The following is a 26,522-nucleotide window of genomic DNA, read 5'->3' on the forward strand; positions in this document are numbered from 1 at the left end:
CCGTCAGGGCAGGCGCACGTGCCGCTCACCGAGCTGGGTCACGTCGGTGACGCCCAGCAGCGCCATCGTGCGGCGCACCTCGCGCGCGAGGATCTCGACCGCGCGGTCGACGCCGCGCTCGCCGCCGGCCATGAGCCCGTACAGGTACGCGCGCCCGACCAGCGTGGCCCTCGCGCCGAGGGCGAGGGCCGCGACGACGTCCGACCCGTTCGTGATGCCCGTGTCGACCCACACCTCGGTGCGGTCGCCGACGGCGTCGACGACGTCGGGCAGCAGCCGCAGCGGCACGGGCGCCTTGTCGAGCTGGCGGCCGCCGTGGTTGGACAGCACGACGGCGTCGGCGCCGGCGTCGGTCACGCGGCGGGCGTCCTCGACGGTCTGGACGCCCTTGATGATGAGCGGGCCGTCCCACGAGGCGCGCAGCCACTCGAGGTCCGCGATCGTCATGGTCGGGTCGAACAGCTTGTCGAGCAGGTCGCCGACGGTGCCGCCCCAGGAGTTGAGCGACGCGAACGTCAGGGGCTCGGTGGTGAGCAGGTTGAGCCACCACGCCGGGTGCATGCCCGCGTCGAGCACCGTCTTGACGGTCAGCGCCGGCGGGATCGAGAAGCCGTTGCGGGTGTCCCGCAGGCGGGCGCCCGCGACCGGGACGTCGACCGTGAGCATGAGCGCCTCGTACCCGGCGGCCTTGGCACGGGCCATGAGGTCCTCGCCGGCGGACCGGTCCTTCCACACGTACAGCTGGAACCACTTGCGCGCGTCGGGCGCCGCGGCGGCGACGTCCTCGATGGACGTCGTGCCCATGGTCGACAGCGCGTACGGGATGTCGCGACGCTCGGCGACGCGGACCACGGCGCGCTCGCCCTCGTGGTGCATCATCCGCGTGAAGCCGGTCGGGGCCAGCGCGAACGGCAGGGCGGACGGCCGGCCGAGGTACTCGGTCGTGGTGTCGACGCGGCTGACGTCGTGCAGGACGGACGGGCGCAGCTCGAGCTCGCGGAAGAGGCGACGCGCGCGGCGCAGGGTGATCTCGGCCTCGGCGGCGCCGTCGGTGTAGTCGAAGACGGACCGGGGGGTGCGGCGCTTGGCGACGCGGCGCAGGTCCGCGATCGTGAGGGCGTCCTCGAGGGCCCGGCGCGTGGGGTCGAGGCGCAGCGGCTTGGGCTGCAGCAGCGGCGCCAGCTCGGACCACTTCGGGAGCTGTCGGCGGGTCATGGCGGTCACCTCGTGCGCGTCGTCGGGCGGTGGGAACCGGGGTTCCCGGGAGGGTAGCCCGACGCGGGGGCGACCGGTCGCGAGGGTCGGGTTGCCGGGCCGGACGTCAGGATTGTAACGTTTCATCGTGAGGCGTTGACACCCTTGGAGTGGCGCACCTAGCGTGCGGAATGCGCTTTCACCCCGAGCAAGGAGGCTCACCGCAATGATGCGATCCGTCCTGAAGGCCAGCGGCCTGGCCGCCGTCGCCGCCCTCGGCCTCGCCGCGTGCAGCGGCGGCAGCGGGGGTGAGGCCTCGCCCGCTGCCAGTGGCGGTGCCGACGACACCACCCCCGTCACCCTCGACTTCACCTGGTGGGGGAACGACGACCGTGCCGCCCGCTACACGGAGGCCCTCGAGCTGTTCAACGAGGAGTACCCCCACATCACGGTGAACCCGAACTTCGCGGCGTTCCCCGACTACTGGACCCAGCGGTCCACCGAGGCGGCGGGGCGCAACCTGCCCGACGTCATGCAGTTCGACCTGTCCTACCTGCGTGAGTTCAACCAGAGCGGTCAGCTGCTCGACCTGCAGGAGCACATCGACAACGGCACGATCGACATCTCGGGCTTCGACGAGACCCTGGTCGAGTCGGGCGTGCTCGACGGCAAGACGATCGGCATCCCGACGTCGACCAACACGCTCGGCATGTTCTACAACCCCAACCTGCTCGAGCAGGCGGGCGTGGAGTTCCCCGACCCGGAGACGTACACGTACGACGAGTTCAACGAGTTCATCTCGAGCGTCTCGGGCGCCGGCCTGACCACGCCCGAGGGCTACCAGGTCTACGGCGGCGGCGACTACACGGGCACGTTCTGGTTCTTCCTCCAGTACCTGCTGCAGAAGGGCGTCACTCCGTTCGAGGAGGACGGCACGCTCGGCTTCGACGAGGGCGACGTCACGGAGTTCCTCGAGCTGACGTCCGACCTGCGGACCGACAAGGCCGTCTACCCGGTCGAGCGGGGCGTGGCCCTCAAGCCCCTGGGCGGCTTCACGGTCAACGAGAACGCCACCGAGATGAGCTGGGACAACTTCCTCGCCGGCTACGTGGCGGACTCCGGCACCGAGAACCTCGAGATCACGCAGATCCCGTCGATCGAGCCGGGCGAGAAGGCGCTGTTCTTCAAGCCCTCCATGCTCTACTCGATCGGCGCGAACACCGAGCACCCGGAGGCCGCGGCCACGCTCGTGAACTTCCTGCTCACCGACCCCGAGGTCGGCGCCGTCTTCGGCACGTCGAAGGGCGTCCCCGCCGACGAGGAGCAGCGCGCGGCCGTCGAGGCGCCCGAGGGCTCCGTCGACGCGAAGGTCATCGCGTACGAGGAGGCCGTGGCCGAGGAGGTCACCGAGAGCACCCCGATCCCGGTCAAGGGCTTCGGCACCCTCGAGGCTAAGTGGCTCGAGCTCGGCGAGAACCTCAACTACGGCACCATCTCGATCGAGCAGTTCGTGGACGAGTGGTTCGCCGAGGCCGAGATGGCCACGATGTGACCGCCGGTCCGGGCCGCCGCCCCGCGCGGCGGCCCGGACCGCACTGCCGGCACCGACGCCGGCACCCGTGCCCGGGGCGTCCCGGTCCTGCCCGGCGGGACCGCGGCGCCCGACGGCCCCGGCCGTCGCACCACACAGATCGGACAGCACCGTGACCCTCACCGCCGAGGCGAGCGCGACCCGGACGCCCACGTCCGCATCGCCGATCCGGCGCCGCCGCAAGGCCGCCGAGACCCGAGCCGGCTACGCGTTCCTCGCCCCCTGGCTGCTCGGCTTCGTCCTGCTGACCGCGGGGCCCATGATCGCGTCCCTGTACCTGGCGTTCACGAACTACAACCTGTTCACGTCGCCGGAGTGGGTCGGGCTCGACAACTTCCGCCGCCTGGTCAGCGACCCGAACTATATCCAGGCGTGGAAGGTCACGGCGCTCTACGCGCTCATCGGGACGCCGCTGAAGCTCATCTCCGCGCTCGCCGTCGCGATGCTGCTCAACAACAACCGCCGCGGGCAGGGCTTCTACCGGTCGGCGTTCTACGCGCCGTCGCTGATCGGCGCGAGCGTGTCGATCGCGATCGTGTGGAAGGCGATGTTCATCGACAACGGCATCGTCGACCGTGCCGGCCAGACGCTGGGCCTGCCGGCCGGCGGCTGGGTCGGCGACCCGGGCCGCACGATGCCGATGCTGATCCTGCTGACCATCTGGCAGTTCGGCGCACCGATGGTCATCTTCCTCGCCGGCCTCAAGCAGGTCCCGGCCGAGCTGTACGAGGCCGCGTCGGTCGACGGCGCCGGGCCGATCCGCAAGTTCGTCAGGATCACGCTGCCGATGCTCTCGCCGGTGCTGTTCTTCAACCTGCTGCTCGAGACCATCCACGCGTTCCAGATCTTCGCGTCGGCGTTCATCATCTCGTCCGGCACGGGCGGGCCCGCGCGGTCGACGCTCTTCTACACGCTGTACCTGTACTTCCGCGGGTTCCGCGACTTCCAGATGGGGTACGCCTCGGCGATGGCCTGGGTCCTCGTCCTGGTCGTCGGAGCCATCAGCTTCGTCATGTTCCGCACCCAGAACCGGTGGGTGCACTACTCGGGGGAGTCCAAGTGAGCACGACAGCACCGGCGCCGTCGCCGGCCACGTCCGGCCGCGCGGGCCTCCCCTCGGAGCAGCACTCCGCCGACCTGCGCCGCCGCAACCAGTCCCGCGGCCGCGTCCGGTCCGTGCTGTTCCACGCCCTGTCGCTCGCGGTGGTCGCCGTCATCCTCTACCCGGCCGTGTGGATGTTCGTGTCCACGCTGAAGCCGTCGAGCGAGATCATCGGGTCGGTCAGCATCATCCCGACCACGGTCACCCTCGACAACTTCGTCAAGGCGTTCGCCGGCATCGGCGGCGTGTCGTTCTGGCAGTTCTTCCTGAACTCGCTCGTGCTGGCCCTCGGGTCCGTCGTCGGCATCACGCTGTCGTGCTCGGTCAGCGCCTACGCGTTCGCGCGGATCGACTTCCCCGGCCGCGGGCTGTTCTTCACGCTCATGATCGGCACGCTGCTGCTGCCGTTCCACGTCGTGATCATCCCGCAGTACATCGTGTTCAACCAGCTCGGCCTGGTCGGCACGTACGTACCGCTGCTCATCGGCAAGTTCCTCGCCGCCGAGGCGTTCTTCGTGTTCCTCATGGTGCAGTTCATGCGCAACCTGCCGCGCGAGCTGGACGAGGCGGCGCGCATCGACGGCGCCGGGCACGTGCGGATCTTCCGGTCGATCATGCTGCCGCTGATGAAGCCCGCGCTCGTGACGAGCTCGATCTTCGCGTTCATCTGGTCGTGGAACGACTTCTTCGGCCCGCTGATCTACCTCAGCTCGCCCGACACGTTCCCGCTGCCGCTCGCGCTGCGCCTGTTCGTCGACCAGACGACGGTCTCGGACTACGGCGCGCAGATGGCGATGGCCGTGCTGGCGCTGCTGCCGGTGCTGCTGTTCTTCCTCGTGTTCCAGCGCTACCTGGTCCAGGGCGTCGCCACCCAGGGTCTCAAGGGCTGACCCTCGACCCGGCGGCGGCCGGTCGGTGGCCCTCCCGGGGGCCGCCGGCCGGCCGTCCGTGCGTGCGGGCCCGGCCGGGCCGCCCCCGCGACGTGTGAGGCTGAGCGCATGACCGACCCGACCGACGACGACCGCCGCGGTCCCGGCCCGACGGCACCCGACCCGACGGCACCCGACCCGACGGCACCCGACCCGACGGCGCCCGAGCAGCGCGCGACGTTCGGCGGCGGACGCTTCGGGTTGTTCAGCGAGGTGCTCGTCGTCGGGCTCGGCGTCTCCGTGCTCAGCCTGCCGGTCGTCACCGTGCTGCCCGCGCTGGCCGCCGGCGCCGCGCACGTCCGGCGCCACCTGACCGGTGAGACCGACCGGATCGTCGACCTGTGGCACGACTTCGTCGCCGCGCTGCGCGGCGTGTGGCCCTACGCGCTGGGCTCGCTCGCGCTGCTCGTCCTGCTGTGGTTCAACGCCGCCGTCGTCAGCACGGGCCGGCTGCCCGGGGGCGCGGGGGTGCTCGTCCTGTCCGGCGCGGTCGCCGTGATGCTCGCGGTCGTGCTGCTGCGCGCGGCGGGCGGGTGGCGGCGCGGGGCGTCCTGGCGGCAGGTGCTGCGGGACGCCGGCGCGCGGGCGGGCGACGACCTGGTCGGGTCGGGGCTGCTCGTCGTGGCGATGGGCCTGTGCGGCGTCATCGTCTGGATGCTGCCCCCGCTGGCGATCCTGGTACCGGGCCTCCTGGCCCTGGCAGTCGTCGCGGTGGAGCACCGCCTCCCACCCCGCCGCTGACCCCCGCCGCTCCCCCCTCCCCACCCCCACCCGCGAACCCGGACCTCCTCAGCATCCGAGGGGCGTGGTGATGAGGAAGTCCGGGTTCATCGCCCGCAGGCGGGGAGGGGTGGCGGGGCGGGAGGGGCGGTCGGTCGTGGGGCGGGCGCGACCGACCGACCTCGAGCGTCGGTCAGGCCGTGCGGGCCGTGCCCGACAGGGCCGTCCAGGACTCCGGGGCGAGCGTGAGCGTCGTCGTGCCGACCGCCGACGCGGTGACGGGCGCCGCGTCGAGCGTCGTCACGTGCTCCGCCTCGACCTTGGCCGCGTGCTCGGGGCCCCGCACCGCGGGCTCGTGGTCGGCCGTCACCTGCAGGCCGCCGCCGAGCGACAGCGCCAGGCCCGGGTGCCGCAGCTCGACCTCGACCGGCTCGGCGGTGCGGTTGACGAGGAAGACGGCGACCTGGCCGTCCGTCTCCGCGCCGTCCCACGTCGCCGCGGCCGTGACGGCAGGCACGTCGCCGTACCTGGCGGTCGTGATGGTCGGGGCCTGGACGCGCACGTCGAGGGCGTCGCCGCGGGCGAGGCGCGCGGTGGTCGCGAACGGGTGGAACGTCGGCTGCTTCCACGCCGGGCCGTCCGGCTCCGTCATGATCGGCGCGATCACGTTGACGAGCTGGGCGAGCGCCGCGACGGGCACGCGGTCGGCGTGGTTGAGCAGCGTGAGCATGAGGTCGCCGACGACGACCGCGTCGAGGCCCGAGTAGACGTCCTCGATGATGCGCGGGGCGTCGCGCTGCAGGGGGAGGTTCTGCTCGCCCGGGAAGCGGGTCTCGAGGTACCAGACGTTCCACTCGTCGAACGAGATGGTGATCCGCTTGTCGGAGCGGCGGCGCGCGCCCACGGCGTCGGCCGAGGCGACGACGCGGTCGATGAACCGGTCCATGGCGGTGCCGGAGCCGAGGAACGACGCGCGGTCCCCGCCGACCTCCTCGTAGTAGGCGTGCATGGAGATGTGGTCGACCAGGTCGTACGTGTACGACAGGACGGTCTGCTCCCACTCGCCGAACGTCGCCATCTGCATGGACGACGAGCCGCACACGACCAGCTCGATCGACGGGTCGACGAGCTTCATGGCCTTGCCGGCCTCGGCGGCGAGCTTGCCGTACTCGTGCGCGTCCTTGTGGCCGATCTGCCACGGGCCGTCCATCTCGTTACCCAGGCACCAGAGCGTCACGCCGTACGGCTTCTCGCGGCCGTTCGCGATGCGCAGGTCCGCCCAGCGGGAGCCGGCCTCGCCGTTGCAGTACTCGACCAGCGCGGCCGCGGCGGCGACGCCCCGCGTGCCGAGGTTGACGGCCATCATCGGCTCGACGCCCTCGCGCTCGGCCCACTGCAGGAACTCGTCGGTGCCGATGGTGTTCGGCTCGACGGTCCGCCACGCCAGGTCGATGAACGGCTTGCGGTCCTCGACGGGACCGACCGCGTCCTCCCAGACGTAGTTCGACACGAAGTTGCCGCCGGGGTACCGCACGACCGTGACGCCGAGCTCGCGCGTGAGGTCGGCGACGTCGCGGCGGAAGCCGTGCTCGTCGGCGGTCTCGTGGCCGGGCTCGTAGATGCCGGTGTAGACGGCGCGGCCGAGGTGCTCGACGAACGAGCCGAACAGCCGGCGGTCGATCGTGCCGGTGCGGAAGGCGGGGTGCAGCAGGACGCTGGCGCGCTGGGTCATGGGTCTCCGATCGGGCGACGCCGCCCGGTGGCGACGTGTACAACGTTGTAGTGGAGCCAGCATACGCATGCCCGCACGCCCGCCCCGCGCCCGTCCCGTGGTCCGCCGTGGAGGTGGGCGCGGCCGTCGGCTAGGGTGGTCCGCACTACGGAACGCGCTTTCCCGACGCGTGCGCTGGCCCCGGGTGGGCCGTGCGCTCCCGCCCGGGAGCGGCTCGCCATCGCCGACGTCGTCGAAGGACCCCCGTGAACGAGTCCGACCAGAACCCCACCGCACCCCGTCCGGCGTCGAGCCGGGCCACCGAGGGCGACCCGGCGGTCGTGCCCGCGTTCGCCCCGCCGCACGCCGGCCGCCGCCGCCTGCGGTACGCCGTCGTGGGCACCGGCCACCGCGCGGGCATGTACGTCGCGGCGCTGACGGGCGACCACGCCGACGTCGGCGAGATCGTCGCGTGGTGCGACACCAACCCCGGCCGCATGGACTGGTACGACGCGCAGGCCGGCGAGGCGCTCGGCCTCGGCGGCCCGGCCGGCCTGCCGCAGTACGGCGCGCAGGACGTCGAGCGCATGGTCGACGAGCAGCGCGTCGACGTCGTCGTCGTCACGACCCCGGACGTCGCGCACGCCGGCGTGGTCGCCCGCGCGCTCGACGCCGGTGCCGACGTCGTCGTCGAGAAGCCGCTGACGACGACCGTCGAGGGCTGCCGCACCGTCGTGCGGGCCGTCGCCCGCACCGGCCGGGACGTCGTCATGACGTTCAACTACCGCTACGCGCCGCGGAACTCCTCGCTGCGGGACGTGATCGCGTCCGGCCGGATCGGCCGCGTGACGAGCGTGCACTTCGAGTGGGCGCTCGACACCGTGCACGGCGCGGACTACTTCCGCCGCTGGCACCGCGACAAGGCGAGCTCGGGCGGGCTGCTCGTGCACAAGTCCAGCCACCACTTCGACCTCGTCAACTGGTGGCTGCACGACGTGCCGTCCCGCGTGTACGCGTCCGGCGGGCTGCGCTTCTACGGCGACGCGAACGCCGCCGCGCGGGGCATGGGCCCGCGCCCGGAGCGGGGGACCGGCACCACGGGCGACCCGTGGTCGCTGGACCTCACCCACGACCCGCGCCTGCAGGGCCTCTACCTCGACACCGAGCACCACGACGGGTACCGGCGCGACCAGGACGTCTTCGCGCCCGGCATCACGATCGAGGACAACATGTCCGTCGTCGTCGACTACCGCGGCGGCGCGACGCTGACCTACTCGCTGAACGCGCACGCGCCGTGGGAGGGGTACCGCGTCACGGTCAACGGCACGGAGGGACGCGCCGAGCTCGAGGTCGTCGAGCGCGGTGCCGTGATCCTCGACGCGGACGGCCGCGCGGTCCTCGACCCCTCCGCCACACCCGAGGGCGTCGCCGCCCAGGCAGCCCGGCCCGAGGGTGAGCGCCTGCTCGTGCAGCGCCACTGGGAGGCCGCGCGCGAGTGGCGCATCCCCCGGGGCGTCGGCGGGCACGGCGGCGGTGACGCGATCCTGCTCATGGACGTCTTCCGCCGCGACCTGCGCCTCGCGGCCGACCCGCTCGGCCGGGCGGCCGGGTACCGCGACGGCCTGCGCGCGGTCGCCGTCGGCATCGCGGCGAACCGCTCGATGGTCACGGGGCAGCCCGTCCTCGTCGACGACCTCGGCCTCGGCGACCTCGCGCCCGCGGTCGACACCGAGCCGGCCGCGGTGCCCGCGACGCCACCGGCCGGCACGGCGACCACCGCCGACCCCACCACCCCCGACCCCACCACCCCCGACCCCACCACGCCCGACCCCACCACCCCCGTCACGACCGGAGCCGCCCGATGACCGACACCCTCCTGCCCCGCCTCGACCTGAGGCCCGCCACGCGTGCGGTCCACGACGTGGGGCACGCGGTCGACGTCGTCCACGACGGCACGACGCTCGCCCGGTACGTGTACGTGCCGGACGACGTGCAGCTGGAGTCGCCGCGGCCCTACGTGCACCCACTGCGCACGCGCGGCGGCGACCTGGTCAGCGAGTTCCGCCCGCACGACCACGTGTGGCACAAGGGCGTCGCGTGGTCGCTGCCCGTCGTCGGCGAGGAGAACTTCTGGGGCGGGCCGACGTTCGTCTCGCTCGAGGCGTCCGAGCACGGGTACGTGCAGCTCGACAACGACGGCTCGATGGACCACCAGGCGCTCACCCGCCTCGACGTCACGACCGGGCCGGCGGGCGACCGGGTCGACATCGCGCACACCCTCGCCTGGCACACCCAGGCCGGTGAGCACGTCGTCGACGAGGAGCGGGCGCTGTCCGTCGTGGTCCCCGCGGACCGCGACGACGCCTGGGTGCTGCTGTTCGACACGACCATGACGAACGTGTCCGGCGCCGCGATGCCGATCGGCTCGCCGACGACGCGCGGCCGCGAGAACGCCGGGTACGGCGGCCTGTTCTGGCGGGGCCCCCGCTCGTTCACCGGCGGCACCCTGCTGGCGCCCGACTTCGCCGGCGGCGAGGAGGTGCGGGGGCAGCGCGCGCCGTGGATGGGCTTCACGGGCCGCCAGGACGGCACGGGTAACGCGGCGACGATCGTCATGGTCGACGCCGGGGACAACCCCGTGCACCCGCCGCAGTGGTTCGCGCGGCGCGACATGTTCGCGTGCCTGTGCCCGGCGCCGTTCTTCAGCGAGGAGGTGCCGTTCGACGCGGGTGCGTCGCTGCGGTTCCGGTATGCCGTGATCGTCGCCGACGGAACGGGTGATCCTGCGTCGGCCGCGGCCCTGGCCGAGCTGGGGACGGGCATCCTGTCCGCATGACCACCCTGCCCGGCGGCGTGTCCGTCAGCCGTCTGCGCGTGTACGACTGGGCCGCGCCCGACGGCGTCGGGCTCGCCGGCGGCGGCACCCCGCACATGCACCTCGCCTCCGCCGAGGCGTACGTCGTCCTGTCCGGCACCGGGGCGGTGCACACGCTGGGCCCCGACGGGTTCGCGGTGCACCCCCTGGCGCCCGGCGTGATCGTCCAGATGCGCCCGGGCGTCATCCACCGGGCGGTCAACGACGGCGAGCTCGAGGTCATGGTCCTCATGTCGAACGCCGGTCTGCCCGAGGCCGGCGACGCCGTCATGACGTTCCCGCCCGAGGTGCTGGCCGACGGGGCGGCCTACCGCGAGACGGCCGCCCTGCCGACCGGCGGCACGCGCGGCACGGTCACCGACGCGGACGTCGCCGCCGCCGCCCGCGCGCGCCGCGACCTCGCCCTCGAGGGGTACGCCGCGCTGCTGGCCGCCGCCGAGCGGCAGGGCCCGCGCGCGGCGCTCCTGCCGTTCTACGAGGCAGCCGTGCGGCTCGTGCGCCCGCAGGTGCCGCGCTGGCAGGACCTGTGGGGACGCACCGCCTTCGCCGACACCGACGGCACCGCCCGGGTGCTCGAGGGGCTCATGCGCGGCGTGGCGCCGCACCTGCAGCTCGCACGCTCGGAGCGGGTCGAGGCGCAGCCCGCGCCCCGGCGGTACGGGATGTGCGGGCGGCTGCAGACGTGGGACCTGGGGTCCTGAGGGCGACCGGCGCGGAGGGTGATGCCTCCGGTGGACGTGCGGGTGGACGTGCTAATCAGAGCGTCCCGGCGGACGCCAGCACGCGTCCGCGGTCGGCCGTGAGCGACGCGAGCGTCTCGCGCTCGTCGAGGCCGTGCGTGCGCAGGTCCGCCCGGCCGTTGACCGCGAGCTGACGGCGGAACGCGAGCGTCGTCGCCCGCCGCTGGAAGTCGCGCATGGCCTCGGCGGCGACGGGCCCGCCGACGCGGCCCGCCCAGGCCACGGCGGCCCGGCGCAGCCGCAGGGACGAGAGCATCTGCACCTCGTGCGGGGCGAACCAGCCGGCGCGCGCGTACTCCGTGAGGCGCACCTCCACGACCTGGCGCTCCTTGCCCCGCAGCCACAGCGCGATGCCGACGACGCCGAGGAAGACGGGCACCTGCACGAGCAGGTAGATGCCGATGTACGAGCCGCCCGCGAGGATCGACGTCAGGTTCCACAGCGAGTGCGCCACCATCGCGGCGAGCAGGCCCAGGGGCAGCAGCCACCAGATCGCGCCGCGGCTGCGGGACCGGGCCGCGAGGCCCAGCGCCGCGCCGATGCAGGCGGTGAACAGCAGGTGGGCGAACGGCGTCGCGAGACCGCGCAGCACGAACGTCTCCGCCAGCGCGCCGCCGGCGCGGCCGAAGTAGAGGATGTTCTCCGTGAACGCGAAGCCCGCGGCGACCACCCCGGCGTAGACGATCCCGTCGACGACGCCGTCGAAGTACCGGCGCCGCGTGAGGAAGAGCAGCAGGACGCCCGCCCCCTTGGCGGACTCCTCGACGATCGGCGCGGACACCACGGCGGCGGCCATGACGCCCGCGTCCAGGCTGCCCGTGGCGTTCGCGACGGTCCACGCCGCCAGGTCGTTGACGACCGCCGAGACGAGGACGGCGACACCCGCACCCCACAGCAGGGCGAACACCAGCGCGCCGCGCGGCTCCGGCTCCCACCGGTCGAGCCACCGCACGCCCGCGAGCACGAGCGCGAGCGGGACCAGCGCGAGCAGCGTGCCCGTCAGACCGGGGCCCATGCCCACCTCGAGCATGACGAACGCGATGCCGGCCAGCGCCGCGAGCCCCGCCAGCGCGATCCCGACGGCCGCGACGACCGTGGCCCCGGCGGACCGCCCGCGTCCGCCCGCCCACTGCGTGGGCATGGCAGCGGGCTGGTGGGAGGTCGCGGTGCTGGGGGTGCCGGGCCACCCGGACGTACCGGTGGCGGCGTAGGGGCTCGTGGACACGCTGGAACCCTAGTGCCGGCCCCCGACGAGCGCCGCCGACCACCCGGGTGGGCGGTGTCAGGTCGCGGCGGCGTACGAGTCGACGACGGACAGGTCGAGCGCGAACTCGACCGGGGCGTCGCCGAACAGCAGGCGCCCCGCCTCGTCGGCCGAGTCGCGGACGGCGGCGGCGACCTCGTCGGTCACGTCGGCGGGGGAGTGCACGACGACCTCGTCGTGCAGGAAGAACACGAGGTGCGGGCGCCCGTCGATGCCGCGCAGGCGCCGCCGCAGGGACGCCATCCAGCACATGGCCCACTCGGCGGCGGTGCCCTGGACGATGAAGTTCCGGGTGAACCGCCCGCGGTCGCGCGCCCGGCGGCGGGTCTCGCGGACGTCGTCGGCGCCCGCCCCCTCGCCCGTCGCGGCCGTCAGCGCCGACCGCAGCGCGTCCGACGCCGGCGGCGACGACCGGCCCAGCCACGTCGTCACGACCTCTCCCCGCTCGCCCGCCCGCGCGGCGCCCTCCACCAGCGCGACCGCCCGCGGGAACGCCCGCGCCAGGTGCGGCATGAGCTGGGCGGAGGCGCCGGTCGTCGCGCCGTAGATCGCGCCGAGCATCGCGTACTTGGCGTCCTTGCGGGTCGGCACGACGCCCGCGTCGGCGACGCCCTGGTACAGGTCGGCGTGCCGGGCGGCGGCCGCCATGTCGCGGTCGCCGGACATGGCGGCGAGCACGCGCGGCTCGAGCTGGGCGGCGTCGGCGACGACGAGCCGCCACCCGGGGTCGGCCCGCACGGCGTCGCGCACCTGCGCGGGCAGCTGCAGCGCACCGCCGCCGTCGGACGCCCACCGCCCGGTGACCACCCCGCCGACGACGTAGTCCGGCCGGAACCGCCCGTCGTGCACCCACTGGTCGAGCCACGCCCACCCGTTCGCGGACAGCAGCCGGGACAGCTTCTTGTACTCCAGCAGCGGCCCGACGACGGCGTGGTCGAGGCCGCGGATCTCCCACTTGCTCGTGGACTGCACGTCGAACCCCTGCAGGCGCAGCGCGCGCAGCAGGTCCGGCGGGGAGTCCGGGTTGAGCGCGGGGGCGACGAGCGCGGTGCGGACCTCGTCGGCCAGCGCCTCGAGCCGCTGCGGGCGGGCGCCGCCCCACGGCCGCGGGCCCAGGAGGTCCGTGAGGATGCGGTCGTGCACGGCGGCGTCCCAGGGCAGGCCGTCGTGGTGCATCTCGGCGGCGACCAGGGCGCCGGTGGACTCGGCCGCGAGGAGCAGGCGCAGGCGGCCGGGGTGGCGGGAGCCCGCGACGGCGCCGAGCTGGGCGCGCAGCTCGGCGAGCGGGTCGCGGACGGCGGCGGGGGCGTCGTCGTCGAGGGCGTCGAAGAGCGACGGTGCGTGCGGGACGGGCACCGGGGCGTCGGCGTCCCACGGGCCCGGTGGCGCCTGGGCGAGGTGCGAGGCCGCGCAGGTCGCGGAGTGCCGCAGGATCGCGTGGCACAGCCGCAGGTCGTGCGACCGCTCGACCCGGACGCCCGCGGTCAGCAGCGCCGGGTAGCGGGTGCGCGTGTCGTCCCACACCCACCGCGGCGGGGCGCCGGCGTGGGCGTCCTCGACGCGGCGGACCTCCGCCGGCAGGGCGTCGGCGGCGACGGTGCGACGCCCGGTCTCGGCCGCGTGCTCGTCGAGGTCGACCAGCGTGACGGTACGCCCGGGCGCGTCGGGGGCGACGAGCACGTACGCGGGCACGGCTCATCCTCCCGCCTGCCACCGACGCCGGGCGCACGCGGCGCCGGCGCGAGACGACCGGCGCGGCCGGCGCGGGTCAGCGCGTCAGCGCCGCCCGGACGGCTGCGCCCGGGATCGCCATCCACAGGTCCCCGTCGGGGCCGTCGAGCGTGACCAGGACGTCGCCCGTGGCCTCGTCGAGGAGCACCGCCGCGAGGCCCGCATCGTAGGCGGTGCCGGGTGCGAGCATCGCGTCGAGCACCGGGTCGGACGGCCACGCGAGCGTCGTCACCCCGTCGACCGTGAACACGTGCGCGACGAGGGTCGGCCCGTCGCGGTGCAGCGTCGCGGTCACCGTCTCCGACGTCCGCAGCAGCACGCACGCCGCGTGCGTGAGCGCCGACGTGGCCGTGATCCTGTGCATGGTGGTGCCCTCCCGTCGGTCCGTCCGAGGGGTAGGGGGCCGGCGGGGTGCCGCTGATACGTCCGCGCTGGTCGGGATGCGCGTCGCGGACCGACCGGGACGCGTTCGGGGTCCGCGCGACGCGGCCGCGGCGCCCGGGGGTCCCGTGCGCCGCGGCCGTCGTGCGTCCCGCGGTGCGTCCGCGTCGGTGCCCGTCAGTGGGTCTCGCGCACCACCTCGACGGCGCCGGCCGCGACGTCGAGCGTGCCGTCGACGTCGCGCGGGTCGACGAGGGCCCGCCCGGACGCCGCCACGCGCACCGGCGCGTCGGTGTGGTTGAGCACGAACAGCCACGTGCGGCCGTCGTCCGCGACGCGGCGCGTGACCTCGACGCCCTCGGGCAGGTCCGCGACGACGCGCGGCACGCCCGACTCCTCGACGAGCGCGTCGACGACCCGCTGCAGCCCGTCCGCGTCGCTCGGCCACGTCGCGAGGTACCAGGCGGCGCCCGCGCCGACGGACCGGCGCGTCACGGCCGGCACGCCGTCGAGCGGGCCGCCCGCGAACGTGCGGACCACCTCGGTGCCGTCCAGCGCGTGCACCTTCTCGCTCCACAGCTCGGCCTCGGTGCCGTCGTCGAGGCGCACGCGCTCGTCGGCCTGCAGCGCCCAGAACTCCTCCGTGCGCACGCCCAGCAGGTCGCGGAACGCGCCCGGGTAGCCGCCGAGGCGCACGTGGTCGTTCTCGTCGACGATCCCCGAGAAGAACGTGACCAGCACCGACGCCCCGCGCTCGGCCGCGGCGGCGACGGCCGCCGCGCCCTCGTCGCTCAGCAGGTACAGGGCCGGCACGAGGACGACGTCGTAGCCGGACAGGTCCGCCGTGGCGCGCACGACGTCCGCCTCGACCGCCCGGCGGGCCAGCGCGCGGTGCAGCGCGACGGCGAGCTGCCGCGGGTCCAGCGCGTCCGTCGGGTGGGAGCCGAGCTGCGTCGCCCACGCCGAGGGCCAGTCGAACAGCACCGCGGCGCGCGGCCGCTGCGTGGCACCGCGGACCTCGCCGACCGCCTCGAGGAGGCGTCCCAGGCGCACGGTGGTGCGCCACACGTCCGTGTCGGTGCCGGCGTGGGGCAGCATCGCCGAGTGGTACTTCTCCGCGCCCGCGGCGGACTGGCGCCACTGGAAGAACATGATCGCGTCGGCGCCGTGCGCGAGGTGCTGCACGGAGTGGCGCAGCGACTCGTCGGACGGGCGCGTGCGGTTGCGGCCCTGCCAGTTCACGGCGGAGGTCGAGTGCTCCATGAGCATCCACGGCCGCCCGCCCGCGACCGACCGCGTGAGGTCGGCGCTGAACGCGAGCTCGACCTGCGGCGCCGGGTCGTCGGCGAAGACGTAGTGGTCGTTGGAGACGACGTCCTGCTCGTCGGCCCAGCGCGCGTAGTCCATGTTCCCGGTGACCCGCTGGACCATGAAGTTGGTCGTGCACGGGACGGTCGGCGTGACCTCGTTCAGCACGTCCCGCAGGTCCGTGCAGTACGAGAGCAGCTCGTCGGAGGAGTACCGCGCGAAGTCGAGCCGGTGGGTCGGGTTGACCAGCGTCGCGGCGGTGCGGGGCGGCAGCACCTCGTCGAACGACCCGTACTGCTGCGACCAGAACGCCGTGCCCCACGCGTGGTTGAGGGCCTCGACGGTGCCGTAGCGGGCGACGAGCCAGGCGCGGAACGCCGTGGCCGCGTCCTCGGAGTAGTCGTGCGGGACGTGGCAGCCGATCTCGTTGTCGACGTGCCAGACCGCCAGCGCCGGGTGGTCGGCGTACCGCTCGGCGACCCGGCGGGCCATCGCGACGGCGTACCGGCGCCAGACGGGCGAGGCGATCCGGTAGTGCTGGCGCGAGCCCGGCGAGAGCACGGCGCCGTCGGCGCGTACCGGCAGGATCTCGGGGTGCTTCGTCGTCAGCCACGGCGGCGGGCTGGCGGTCGCGGTGGCGAGGCTGACGCGGATGCCGGCGGCGTGCAGGCGGTCCATCGTCTCGTCCAGCCAGGTCCAGTCGAGCTCGCCCTCACGCGGCTCGATGCGCGCCCAGGAGAAGATCGCGAGGCTCACGATCGTGACGCCCGCCTCCTGCATGAGGCGCACGTCCTCCTCGCGGACGTCCTGGGGCCACTGCTCGGGGTTGTAGTCGCCGCCGAAGCCGATGCCGTCGAGCCCCAGGGGCCATCGTGCGCGGTCGGGGTGCTGCGCGGATGCTGTCACGGTGTCGCTCTCTCCTCGTCGAGTGGCGGGCGTCACCTACAGTAGTGAACCGATTCACCGTCGCCGACGACGGCCCCGGCCCTCGTCGTGGCGGACCCACGACCCGGAGGGACCCCTCGTGCACGAGACCATCGTCGTCGGTGGCGGAGCCATCGCCCACGCGCACGTCCACGCCGTCCGCGAGCACGCCGAGCGGGCCCGGGTGGCTGCCGTGGTCGACGTCGACGCGGACCGCGCCCGCGCGTTCGCCGACGAGACGGGCGTGCCGCGCTCCGGCACGGACCTGGCGGCCGCGCTCGCGGGCGTCGACGGCGTCCGGCCCGCGCTCGCGCACGTGTGCACGCCGCCCGGCACGCACGTCGCGCTGGCGACGCAGTGCCTCGAGGCCGGGGTGCCGGTGCTGGTGGAGAAGCCGCCGGCCCTGTCGCTCGCCGAGATGGACGAGCTGCTCGCCGCGAGCGAGCGCACCGGCGTCGACGTCGCCGTGGTGTTCCAGCACCGGTTCGGGCACGCCGGCCTGCGGGTCGCCGACGCGCTGGGCGAGGGGCGCCCGCTCGGACGTCCGCTCGTCGCGGTGTGCGACACGCTGTGGTTCCGCGGGGACTCGTACTGGGACGCGCCCTGGCGCGGGTCGTGGGAGGTCGAGGGCGGCGGCCCGACCATGGGGCACGGCATCCACCAGATGGACCTGCTGCTCGCGCTGCTCGGGCCGTGGGAGGAGGTCACCGCGATGGCCGCCCGCCGCGCCCGGCCGACGCAGACCGAGGACGTCTCCGCCGCCGTCGTCCGCTTCGCCGACGGGACCCTCGCGACCGTCATGAACTCGCTGCTCTCGCCGCGCGAGACGTCCGCGATCCGCGTCGACACCGAGAACGCGACCGTCGAGGTCGAGCACCTCTACGGCTACACCGACCAGGACTGGCGCGTGACGGCGGCCCCGGGGCACCCCGAGGCGGCGTCGTGGTGGACGGACGGCCTCGACCCCGACGCGCCCGGCAGCTCGCACGCCGGCCAGGTGGGTGCCGTGCTGGACGCGCTCGACGCCGGCACGGCCCTGCCCGTGAGCCTCCGCGAGGCCCGCGACACCCTCGACCTGGTGGCGTCGATCTACGCGTCGGCGTTCACGGGCCGCCCGGTCCGCCGCGGCGAGATCGCCCCGGGCCACCCGTCGTACACGACGATGGCCGGCCCGGGCGCCCCCTGGTCGCGCGCCTGACGCGTACCGGACCGGGGCCTGACGCCCACGGGTTCGCCCGCGTGACGTCCGCAGGCCCGCCGCCCGCCGCCCACCCCGGTCGCACGCCTCACGTCCCGCCCCGGCGTCGCCGAGTTCGCCGGTCCGGCGCCGAGTTCGCCGGTCCGGCGCCGAGTTCGCCTCTCACGAGCGGCGACCTCGGTGCGGAACCGGCGATCTCGGCGCGTGCTGCGGTCCGCGCGCGTCGCGGCCACCGCCCGCCATGGCGATCGGCGACCTCGTCACTCTGACGCGACCTCGTCATCCAGGAGTGACGAGGTCGGCGCGCGAGTGACGAGGTCGGGGCCTGGGCGGCGGCCGGGCAGGTGGGCGCGCCGCGGGCGGCCGGGGAGGGGCGCAGCGGTGGGGGCGGAGGGTGCCGTCCGCTAGCGTCGTCCTGCCGGTCGTAACGATCCGAACGTCGAAGAGGACACCGTCGTGGACACGCTCCCGTACCAGGACCCGTCGCTGCCGATCGGTGAGCGGGTCGCCGACCTCGTCAGCCGCATGACGCTGCCCGAGAAGGTCGGGCAGATGCTGCAGCTCGACGCGCAGCCCGGGGTCGACGACCTCGTCGAGGACATGCACGTCGGGTCGATCCTGCACTCGTCGCCGCAGCGGGTCCTCGAGGCGCTCGACGCGGTGGGGCGCACGCGCCTGCGCATCCCGCTGCTGGTCGCCGACGACGCGATCCACGGCTACTCGTTCTGGCGCGGTGCGACGATCTTCCCGTCCCAGCTCGGCGTGGCGTCGTCGTGGGACCCGGCCGCCGCGGAGCTGATGGCGCGCGTGACGGCCGTCGAGGTGTCGTCGACGGGCCTGCACTGGACGTTCTCGCCGGTCGTCTGCATCACGCGCGACCTGCGCTGGGGGCGCGTGAACGAGACGTTCGGCGAGGACCCGTTCCTGCTCGGCGAGCTCGCGGCGGCGATGGTCCGCGGGTACCAGGGCGACGGCCTGACCGACCCGACGGCGATCCTCGCGTGCGCGAAGCACTTCGCGGGGTACTCCGAGACGCAGGGCGGGCGGGACGCGTCCGAGGCGGACATCTCGCGGCGCAAGCTGCGCTCGTGGTTCCTGCCGCCGTTCGAGCGGGTGGCGCGCGAGGGCGCGCGGACGTTCATGATCGGCTACCAGTCGACGGACGGCGTGCCGATCGTCGTCAACAGCTGGCTGCTGCAGGACGTGCTGCGCGGCGAGTGGGGCTGGACGGGCACGCTCATCACCGACTGGGACAACGTCGGGCGCATGGTGTGGGAGCAGAAGATCGCCGCGGACCACACGCAGGCCGCCGCGATGGCGGTGAACGCCGGCAACGACATGGTGATGACGACGCCCGGGTTCTTCGAGGGGGCGCAGAAGGCGGTCGCGGACGGGCTGATCACGGAGGCGCAGATCGACGCCGCCGTCGCGCGCATCCTCACGGTGAAGTTCGAGCTCGGGCTGTTCGAGGACCCGCGCCGCCCGGACCCGGCCCGCCAGGCGCAGGTCATCGGGTCGGCCGCGCACCAGCAGGCGAACCTCGAGGTCACGCGTCGCTCGCTCGTGCTGCTGCGCAACGAGGGTGGCGTGCTGCCGCTCGGCGGCGACCTGGTCGCGGGCGACGACGGACGCGCGACGGGCCCGGCCGGCGCGCCGGCGCCGCGGACGGTCGCGGTCGTCGGGCCGAACGCCGACGACGTCGACGCGCAGCTCGGCGACTGGGCCGGCCGCTCGGGCCAGGTGGACTGGATGCGCGAGGAGGGCCACCCGCGGCACATGTCCGAGACGGTGCTCGACGGCCTGCGCGCCGTCGCACCCGCCGGCTGGACCGTCACGTACGCGCAGGGCGCCGAGATCGGCGAGCTGGGCCCCGACCCGGACGGCGAGGTCTACCCGGACGGCCAGCCGCGCATGCCGATCATGCACGCGGCCGAGCCGGACGCGGCCATGGTCGCCGGGGCGGTCGCGGCGGCGGAGGCGGCCGACCACGTCGTCGCGGTCGTCGGCGACACGATCGGCCTGATGGGTGAGACGCGGTCCACCGCGACGCTCGAGCTCGTCGGGGGCCAGGTCGCGCTGCTCGACGCGCTCGCGGCGACGGGGACGCCGATGACCGTGGTCGTCATCGCCTCCAAGCCCCTGGTCCTGCCGGACTCGGCGCTCGGCGCGGACGCGGTCGTCTGGGCCGCGAACCCCGGCATGCGCGGCGGGCGGGCGATCGCGGAGCTGCTGCTGGGCCTCGTCGAGCCCGCCGGGCGCCTGCCCGTCACGTTCGCGCGGCACGTCGGCCAGCAGCCCGTCTACTACAACCAGCTGCGCGGCCAGCACGGCACGCGGTACGCCGACCTCACGCAGGACCCGGCGTTCGCGTTCGGCGAGGGCGTGTCGTACTCGAGCGTCGAGTACACGGACCTGACGGTCGCGGAGCAGACGCTCGGCGCGGACGGCACCGTCCGTGCGCAGGTCACCGTGACGAACACCGGCACGCGCCCGTCGCACGAGGTCGTGCAGGTCTACGTCAGCGACCTCGTGACGTCGCTGACGTGGACGGAGAAGGAGCTCAAGGCGTACCGGCACGTCGACGTGGCGCCGGGGGAGTCGGTGACGGTGGACGTCGAGGTGCCCGTCGCCGACTGCACGATCGTCGACGCGGAGGGCCGGCGCGTCGTCGAGCCCGGCGACTTCGAGCTGCTGGTGGGGCGGTCGTCGCGCGACCGCGACCTGCTGCGCGCGGGGTTCACGGTCGCCGGCTGACGCCGCACGCCGCCCCGGTCCGGCGTCCCGGCGACGTCGGACCCGGGCGGCCGTGCGCGGGCGCGGCAATGACTTGCCCTGGCGGAAAGAAACACTAGAGTTACCGACATGGAAAACGACTCGACCGACCCCCGACGCGCGAGCGAGCTGCTCGCGGACCTCGAGGGCGACCGCGCCGCCCTGGCGCAGCAGGCGGCGGGCCCCGCCTGGTACGTGCCCGCGGTCTCCGCGCTCGCTGCCGCGTACGTGGCCGTGCCGCTGCTCGGCGACGACCCCACGCCGGTCGTCTCGATGATCTTCGGCGGCGTGCTCGCGCTCTCCGTCCTCGCCCACCAGCAGCGGCTCGTGCGTCCGCGGGGCGGCGGCGTCGCCGGAGCGGGCCTGGTCGTGGCGCTGCTCGCCGTCGTGCTGCTGCTGCTCAGCGTGTCCTTCGGGCTCGTGGCCGGGGGTCTGCACGCGTGGGTCGTGCTGCCGGCGCTCGCGGCCGGCGCGGCGACGTACGCGCTGGTGCGGCGCCTGGAGGCCGTGGTCCGCCGGGACGTGCACCGTGTCCGCTGACGCCGCCGGGGCTGCGCGGGCCGGCGCCGCGGGCGACGACGGCGGAGGGCCCCGCGACGCGGCCGGTGGCCGGGCGCCCGGCGAGCATGCGGCGGCGCCCGCGGACGGGGCGCTCGACGGGTGGCCGGACGACGCGCCCCCGGACGCCGCCGAGGAGGTCGTCCCGCAGTTCGACGAGGTCATCCACGCCCCGGTGCGCCTGCGGGCGTGCGGGCTGCTCGCCGGCGTCGACCACCTGGAGTTCGCGGTCGTGCGCGACGCCCTCGGCGTGTCCGACGCGACGCTGTCCAAGCACCTCAAGGTCCTGGCCGACGCCGGCTTCGTCGAGGTGCGCAAGGCCGCGTCGGTGCACCGCCTCGACCGCCGCCGGACGACCTGGCTGCGCCTGACGCGCGCGGGACGGCGGGCGTTCTCCGCCCACGTGGCCGAGCTGCGCGCGATCGCCGAAGGCACCACGGGCTGACCCCGCACCGGCCGCGCGCCCCTGCCGTCCGCGCATGCCAGGCGGCGAGGTGCAGATGTGCCGGCTTCTCGACGCCATACGCCGGCTCCTCCGCACCTCGCCGGGGCGCCTTACCCGGCGGACCAGGGGCCGGTTCGTCAGGGGCCGGCGGTGCTCGTGCGGACGACCAGCTCGGGCTGGAAGAGGACGCGCTGGTGCTCGGTGTCGCCGTCGGCGGCCGCCTCGCGCAGCAGCAGGTCGGCGGCGGTCCAGCCCAGCGTGTGCGTCGGCTGGTGCACCGACGTCAGCGGGACCGTGAGCATCGGCGCGATCGCGACGTCGTCGTACCCGACGACGGCCATCTGGTCGGGCACGCGCACGTCCGCCCAGCGCAGGGCGCGCAGCGCGCCGAGCGCGGTGAAGTCGTTGACGCAGAACGTCGCGGTCGGCCGGCGCGACGGGTCGATGTCCAGCAGCTCGTGCATCGCCTTCTCGCCCGCGTCGGCGTTGAGCGACCCGACGGTCACCTCCGTCAGCACGTCCGCCGGGTCGCGCCCGGCCGCCACGAGCGCCGCGACGACGCCCGCGCGCCGGTCGACGCACTGCCGGATGCTGTCGGGGCCGTTGATGAACGCGATGCGCTCGTGCCCGAGGTCGAGCAGGTGCTCGACGGCCAGGGCGGCGCCCCGCACGTCGTCCACGCCGACGCTGGAGACGTCCTCGACCGCCGTCGTCGCGTCGAGCAGGACGACGCCGATGCCGCGCTCGCGGAGCGCCAGGATCGTCTCGAGCGAGCCCTGCGACGGTGTCACGAGCACGCCCCGCACGCCGTGCTCCTCGTACAGCCGCAGGTAGCGGGCCTCACGCTCGGGGTCCTCGTCCGACGACGCGAGCATGAGCGTGTACTCGTCGGGGGCCAGCCGGTCCTCGATGCCGCGCGCGACCTCGGTGAAGAACGGGTTCGCCAGGTCGAGCACGATCGCGCCGACGGTCCGGATCGTGCCGGCGCGCAGCTGCCGTGCGGACGCGTTGCGGACGAAGCTGAGCTCGTCGATCGCGGCCTGGACGCGCTCGCGGGTGGTGGGCGTGACCTGGTCGGGGCGGTTGAGGACGTTGGAGACGGTGCCGACGGAGACGCCGGCGCGGCGGGCGACGTCGGTGATCGACGGACGTCGTGGGCGGCCGTTGCCCTTGGTGGCCATCGACGCCCCTTCCTGGTCGCGGCTGGTGCAGCGATCGTATCGACGCCCGCGCGGCGGCCGTGCAGGCGGGCCGGGACAGCGGGGCCGCCGCGGTGCCATGATGGCGGAAAGCGCGATCCGTGGTCAGGCGGGCCCGTGGTTGACACCGTCGGCGGGCCGTCCTTACAGTGACCATGAATCGTTTCAAGGGCGAACTTCCGGAGGTCGACGATGACCCGCGTGTGCTTCGTCTCGCACGTGCACCCGGACCACCTCGAGGAGTACCGCCGCCGGCACGCCGCCGTGTGGCCGGACATGCTCGAGGCGCTGCGGGACACCGGGTGGCGGGACTACCGCCTCTTCCTGTCGCCCGACGGCCTGCTGGTCGGCGTCCTCGAGACCGACGACTACGCCGCCGCGCAGGCCGCGATGGCGGCCACCGACGTCAACGCCCGCTGGCAGGCACGGATGGCCGACCTCTTCGTCGACGACGGCAACCCCGACGAGGGCTTCGTCCTGCTGGACGAGGTCTTCCACCTCGAGGGCCAGCTCGCCGCCGCCGGGCTCCCCACCGGGCCCTCCGCCCCGGCACCGCCCCCCACCGAGAGCACACAGGAGCAGCACCGATGAGCGACACAGCAGCCGGCAGGACAGCAGCCGGCGGCACCGGCACGCGCGAGGAGCGCGCGCTCGCCGCCCTCGCGCAGCAGACCATCGAGCTGCCGTCCTGGGCGTTCGGCAACTCCGGCACGCGGTTCAAGGTGTTCGCGCAGGCGGGCGTGCCGCGCGACCCGTACGAGAAGATCGCCGACGCCGCGCAGGTGCACCGCTTCACCGGAGCCGCCCCGCGCGTCTCGCTGCACATCCCGTGGGACAAGGTCGACGACTTCGACGCGCTCGCCCGGCACGCGGCCGACCAGGGCGTGGCGATCGGCGGCATCAACTCGAACCTGTTCCAGGACGACGACTACATGCTCGGGTCGCTCACGCACCCGGACCCGCGCGTGCGCAAGAAGGCCGTCACGCACCACCTCGAGTGCATCGACGTCATGGCCGCCACCGGCTCGCACGACCTCAAGATCTGGCTGCCCGACGGCCTGAACTACCCGGGGCAGGACTCGATCCGCGGCCGGCAGGACCGCCTCGCCGAGTCGCTGCAGGAGATCTACGCGGCACTGACCGCGGCGGACCCCGCGCACCGGCTGATCCTGGAGTACAAGTTCTTCGAGCCGTACTTCTACACGATGGACGTGCCGGACTGGGGCACGTCGCTGCTGCACTGCCTGGCGCTCGGCGAGCGCGCGATGGTCGTGCTCGACACCGGCCACCACGCGCCCAACACGAACATCGAGTTCATCGTCGCGCAGCTGCTGCGCGTCGGCCGGCTCGGCGCGTTCGACTTCAACAGCCGCTTCTACGCCGACGACGACCTCATGGTCGGCGCCGCGGACCCGTTCCAGCTGTTCCGGATCCTGCACGAGATCGTCCAGGGCGGGGCGCTCGCACCCGACTCGGGCGTCAACTTCATGCTCGACCAGTGCCACAACATCGAGCCCAAGATCCCGGCGCAGATCCGGTCGGTCATGAACGTGCAGGAGGCGACGGCGAAGGCGCTGCTCGTCGACGCCGACGCGCTCGCCCAGGCGCAGCAGGACGGCGACGTCCTCGGCGCGAACGGCCTGCTCATGGACGCCTACAACACCGACGTGCGCCCGCTGCTGGCGGGGCTGCGCGAGTCGCAGGGGCTCGACCCCGACCCGCTGGGCGCCTACCGCCGCAGCGGCTACGCCGAGACGATCGTGGCGATGCGCGTCGGTGGCGCGCAGGCCGGATGGGGAGCCTGACCGCCATGACGACGACGAACCCGTCGCCCGCCGCGCAGCTCATCGCCCGCTCGAACCGCCTGGGCGCCGACCCGCGGGTCACCAACTACGCCGGCGGCAACACCTCGGCCAAGGGGATCGCGACCGACCCGGTGACGGGCCAGGACGTCGAGCTGCTGTGGGTCAAGGGCTCGGGCGGCGACCTCGGCACGCTCACGGAGAAGAACCTCGCGGTGCTGCGGCTGGACCGCCTGCGCGCGCTCGTCGACGTCTACCCGGGCGTGGACCGCGAGGACGAGATGGTCGCCGCGTTCGACTACTGCCTGCACGGCAAGGGCGGCGCGGCACCGTCGATCGACACGGCCATGCACGGCCTCGTCGACGCCGCGCACGTCGACCACCTGCACCCGGACGCGGGCATCGCGCTGGCGACCGCGGCCGACGGCGAGGCCCTGACCTCCGAGGTGTTCGGCGACCGCGTCGTCTGGGTGCCGTGGCGCCGCCCCGGCTTCCAGCTCGGCCTCGACATCGCCGAGATCAGGGAGAAGAACCCGCAGGCGATCGGCTGCGTGCTCGGTGGCCACGGCATCACGGCGTGGGGCGACACGTCGGACGAGGCCGAGGAGCGCTCGCTCGAGATCGTCCGCACCGCGGAGCGCTTCGTCGCCGGGCGCACGGCCGCGCTGGCCGCCGGGGGCACGCACCCGTTCGGTGCCGTGCGTCCCGGGTCCGAGCCGCTGCCCGAGGGCGAGCGGCGGGAGCGGGCGGCCGCGCTGGCGCCCGTGGTCCGTGGCCTCGCGTCGACGGACCGCCCGCAGGTCGGCCACTACACGGACACGGACGTCGTCCTCGACTTCGTGGCCCGCGAGAAGCTCGCGCACCTGGCCGCGCTCGGCACGTCGTGCCCCGACCACTTCCTGCGCACCAAGGTCTCGCCGCTGGTCGTCGACCTGCCCGCCGACGCGCCGCTCGAGGACGTCGTCGCGCGCCTGCGGGAGCTGCACGCGCGGTACCGCGCGGACTACGCGGCGTACTACGAGCGCCACGCGACGCCCGACAGCCCCGCGATCCGCGGTGCGGACCCGGCGATCGTGCTGGTGCCCGGCGTGGGCATGTTCTCGTTCGGCAAGGACAAGCAGACCGCGCGCGTCGCGGGCGAGTTCTACGTCAACGCCATCAACGTCATGCGCGGCGCCGAGGCGGTCAGCACGTACGCGCCGATCGACGAGGCGGAGAAGTTCCGCATCGAGTACTGGGCGCTCGAGGAGGCCAAGCTCGCGCGGATGCCGAGGCCGAAGCCGCTGGCCACGCGCGTCGCGCTCGTGACGGGCGCGGGCTCGGGCATCGGCCGGGCGATCGCCGAGCGGCTCGCGGCCGAGGGCGCGTGCGTGGTGGTCGCGGACGTCAACCTCGCGGGGGCGCAGGAGGTCGCGGACGCGCTCGGCGGCCCGGACGTGGCCGTCGCGGTGCACGCGGACGTCACCGACGAGGACGCGGTGGCCGGGCTGGTCCGTGCCGCGAGCCTCGCGTTCGGCGGCGTCGACCTCGTCGTCAACAACGCCGGCCTGTCGATCTCCAAGCCGCTGCTCGAGACGACCGTGGGGGACTGGGACCTGCAGCACGACGTGATGGCGCGCGGCTCGTTCCTCGTCGCCCGCGAGGCGGCGCGCGCGATGGTCGCGCAGGGTATGGGCGGCGACATCGTCTACATCGCGTCGAAGAACTCGCTGTTCGCCGGCCCCAACAACATCGCCTACTCCGCGACCAAGGCCGACCAGGCGCACCAGGTCCGGCTGCTCGCCGCCGAGCTCGGCGAGCACGGCATCCGCGTCAACGGCGTCAACCCCGACGGGGTGGTGCGCGGGTCCGGCATCTTCGCCGGCGGCTGGGGCGCCAAGCGCGCCGCGGTCTACGGCGTGCCGGAGGAGAAGCTGGGCGAGTACTACGCGCAGCGCACGCTGCTGAAGAAGGAGGTCCTGCCCGAGCACGTCGCCGCCGCGGTGTTCGCGCTCACCGGCCCGGACCTCGTGCAGACCACCGGCCTGCACGTGCCCGTCGACTCCGGCGTCGCCGCCGCGTTCCTGCGCTGAGGTCGG

General features: G+C 74.3%; 21 protein-coding genes. 14 read left to right on the forward strand and 7 right to left on the reverse strand.

The features are described from left to right. Positions 1-3: 3 nt before the first annotated feature. The gene (locus tag E5225_RS02190) at positions 4-1,215 is read right to left on the reverse strand and encodes an alpha-hydroxy acid oxidase (RefSeq protein ID WP_135973522.1); all 1,212 of its coding nucleotides are present in this window, start codon (positions 1,213-1,215) and stop codon (positions 4-6) included. A 205-nt stretch (positions 1,216-1,420) separates the two neighbouring features. On the opposite strand from E5225_RS02190, the gene E5225_RS02195 reads away from it, so the two are divergent. From E5225_RS02195 to E5225_RS02210, 4 genes are all read left to right on the forward strand, one after another. Beyond that, positions 1,421-2,746, forward strand: coding sequence for an ABC transporter substrate-binding protein (locus tag E5225_RS02195; RefSeq protein ID WP_135973523.1), 1,326 nt, complete (start codon positions 1,421-1,423; stop codon positions 2,744-2,746). A gap of 205 nt (positions 2,747-2,951) precedes the next feature. Beyond that, positions 2,952-3,848: a carbohydrate ABC transporter permease gene (locus tag E5225_RS02200; RefSeq protein ID WP_424945135.1), complete on the forward strand. Its 897-nt coding sequence runs from the start codon at positions 2,952-2,954 to the stop codon at positions 3,846-3,848. Continuing rightward, positions 3,845-4,777: a carbohydrate ABC transporter permease gene (locus E5225_RS02205; RefSeq protein WP_208012537.1), complete on the forward strand. Its 933-nt coding sequence runs from the start codon at positions 3,845-3,847 to the stop codon at positions 4,775-4,777. Before E5225_RS02200 ends, E5225_RS02205 begins: the two co-directional genes overlap by 4 nt. A gap of 108 nt (positions 4,778-4,885) precedes the next feature. Beyond that, complete coding sequence (locus E5225_RS02210; RefSeq protein ID WP_243738227.1) at positions 4,886-5,557, forward strand: YesL family protein; 672 nt, start codon at positions 4,886-4,888, stop codon at positions 5,555-5,557. Positions 5,558-5,729: 172 nt separating this feature from the next. Here E5225_RS02210 and arfA read toward each other — a convergent pair whose 3' ends face one another. After that, positions 5,730-7,268 carry an arabinosylfuranosidase ArfA gene (gene arfA / locus E5225_RS02215; RefSeq protein WP_135973525.1) on the reverse strand — a complete coding sequence of 513 codons (1,539 nt, stop codon included), beginning with the start codon at positions 7,266-7,268 and terminating at the stop codon, positions 5,730-5,732. A 245-nt stretch (positions 7,269-7,513) separates the two neighbouring features. Between arfA and E5225_RS02220 the strand changes: the two genes are divergently transcribed. From E5225_RS02220 to E5225_RS02230, 3 genes are read left to right on the forward strand one after another with little or no spacing between them, the layout of a single operon-like run. Beyond that, on the forward strand, positions 7,514-9,112 hold the full coding sequence (locus E5225_RS02220) for a Gfo/Idh/MocA family protein (protein ID WP_135973526.1): 1,599 nt from the start codon (positions 7,514-7,516) through the stop codon (positions 9,110-9,112). Further along, on the forward strand, positions 9,109-10,083 hold the full coding sequence (locus E5225_RS02225) for a DUF6807 domain-containing protein (protein WP_135973527.1): 975 nt from the start codon (positions 9,109-9,111) through the stop codon (positions 10,081-10,083). The genes E5225_RS02220 and E5225_RS02225 overlap by 4 nt, the downstream gene beginning before the upstream one ends. Next, positions 10,080-10,823: a cupin domain-containing protein gene (locus E5225_RS02230; RefSeq protein WP_135973528.1), complete on the forward strand. Its 744-nt coding sequence runs from the start codon at positions 10,080-10,082 to the stop codon at positions 10,821-10,823. The genes E5225_RS02225 and E5225_RS02230 overlap by 4 nt, the downstream gene beginning before the upstream one ends. A 55-nt stretch (positions 10,824-10,878) precedes the next feature. On the opposite strand, the gene E5225_RS02235 is transcribed toward E5225_RS02230, so the two are convergent. The 4 genes from E5225_RS02235 to E5225_RS02250 form a co-directional block, all read right to left on the reverse strand. Further along, positions 10,879-12,087 carry a PrsW family intramembrane metalloprotease gene (locus E5225_RS02235; protein WP_243738228.1) on the reverse strand — a complete coding sequence of 403 codons (1,209 nt, stop codon included), beginning with the start codon at positions 12,085-12,087 and terminating at the stop codon, positions 10,879-10,881. 57 nt (positions 12,088-12,144) lie between these two features. Continuing rightward, on the reverse strand, positions 12,145-13,818 hold the full coding sequence (locus tag E5225_RS02240) for a bifunctional 3'-5' exonuclease/DNA polymerase (protein ID WP_135973529.1): 1,674 nt from the start codon (positions 13,816-13,818) through the stop codon (positions 12,145-12,147). 76 nt (positions 13,819-13,894) lie between these two features. Beyond that, complete coding sequence (locus tag E5225_RS02245; protein ID WP_135973530.1) at positions 13,895-14,221, reverse strand: hypothetical protein; 327 nt, start codon at positions 14,219-14,221, stop codon at positions 13,895-13,897. A 194-nt stretch (positions 14,222-14,415) separates the two neighbouring features. Beyond that, positions 14,416-16,452, reverse strand: coding sequence for a beta-galactosidase (locus E5225_RS02250; RefSeq protein ID WP_135973531.1), 2,037 nt, complete (start codon positions 16,450-16,452; stop codon positions 14,416-14,418). A 118-nt stretch (positions 16,453-16,570) separates the two neighbouring features. Between E5225_RS02250 and E5225_RS02255 the strand changes: the two genes are divergently transcribed. The 4 genes from E5225_RS02255 (at position 16,571) to E5225_RS18185 (ending at position 21,443) form a co-directional block, all read left to right on the forward strand. Then, entirely contained in the window at positions 16,571-17,668 is a 1,098-nt protein-coding gene (locus E5225_RS02255; RefSeq protein WP_243738229.1) for a Gfo/Idh/MocA family protein, read from the forward strand. A 456-nt stretch (positions 17,669-18,124) separates the two neighbouring features. Next, entirely contained in the window at positions 18,125-20,422 is a 2,298-nt protein-coding gene (locus E5225_RS02260; RefSeq protein ID WP_135973533.1) for an exo-beta-d-1,3/1,6-glucosidase, read from the forward strand. A gap of 108 nt (positions 20,423-20,530) precedes the next feature. Then, positions 20,531-20,980, forward strand: a complete 450-nt coding sequence (locus E5225_RS17405; protein ID WP_166435953.1) for a hypothetical protein — start codon at positions 20,531-20,533, stop codon at positions 20,978-20,980. Then, positions 20,970-21,443 carry a transcriptional regulator gene (locus E5225_RS18185; protein WP_135973534.1) on the forward strand — a complete coding sequence of 158 codons (474 nt, stop codon included), beginning with the start codon at positions 20,970-20,972 and terminating at the stop codon, positions 21,441-21,443. Before E5225_RS17405 ends, E5225_RS18185 begins: the two co-directional genes overlap by 11 nt. 137 nt (positions 21,444-21,580) lie before the next feature. On the opposite strand, the gene E5225_RS02275 is transcribed toward E5225_RS18185, so the two are convergent. Then, on the reverse strand, positions 21,581-22,624 hold the full coding sequence (locus E5225_RS02275) for a LacI family DNA-binding transcriptional regulator (RefSeq protein WP_135973535.1): 1,044 nt from the start codon (positions 22,622-22,624) through the stop codon (positions 21,581-21,583). A 210-nt stretch (positions 22,625-22,834) separates the two neighbouring features. On the opposite strand from E5225_RS02275, the gene E5225_RS02280 reads away from it, so the two are divergent. From E5225_RS02280 to E5225_RS02290, 3 genes are read left to right on the forward strand one after another with little or no spacing between them, the layout of a single operon-like run. Continuing rightward, a complete protein-coding gene (locus tag E5225_RS02280; RefSeq protein WP_135973536.1) occupies positions 22,835-23,233 on the forward strand; it encodes an L-rhamnose mutarotase in 399 nt (132 codons plus the stop codon). Further along, positions 23,230-24,447 (forward strand): L-rhamnose isomerase, encoded by a 1,218-nt coding sequence (gene rhaI, locus E5225_RS02285; protein WP_135973537.1) that lies wholly within the window; start codon positions 23,230-23,232, stop codon positions 24,445-24,447. The genes E5225_RS02280 and rhaI overlap by 4 nt, the downstream gene beginning before the upstream one ends. 5 nt (positions 24,448-24,452) lie before the next feature. Next, on the forward strand, positions 24,453-26,516 hold the full coding sequence (locus E5225_RS02290) for a bifunctional aldolase/short-chain dehydrogenase (protein ID WP_135973538.1): 2,064 nt from the start codon (positions 24,453-24,455) through the stop codon (positions 26,514-26,516). Positions 26,517-26,522: the final 6 nt, after the last annotated feature.

The sequence above is a fragment of the Cellulomonas shaoxiangyii genome (assembly GCF_004798685.1).
In the GTDB taxonomy this organism is placed as follows: domain Bacteria; phylum Actinomycetota; class Actinomycetes; order Actinomycetales; family Cellulomonadaceae; genus Cellulomonas; species Cellulomonas shaoxiangyii.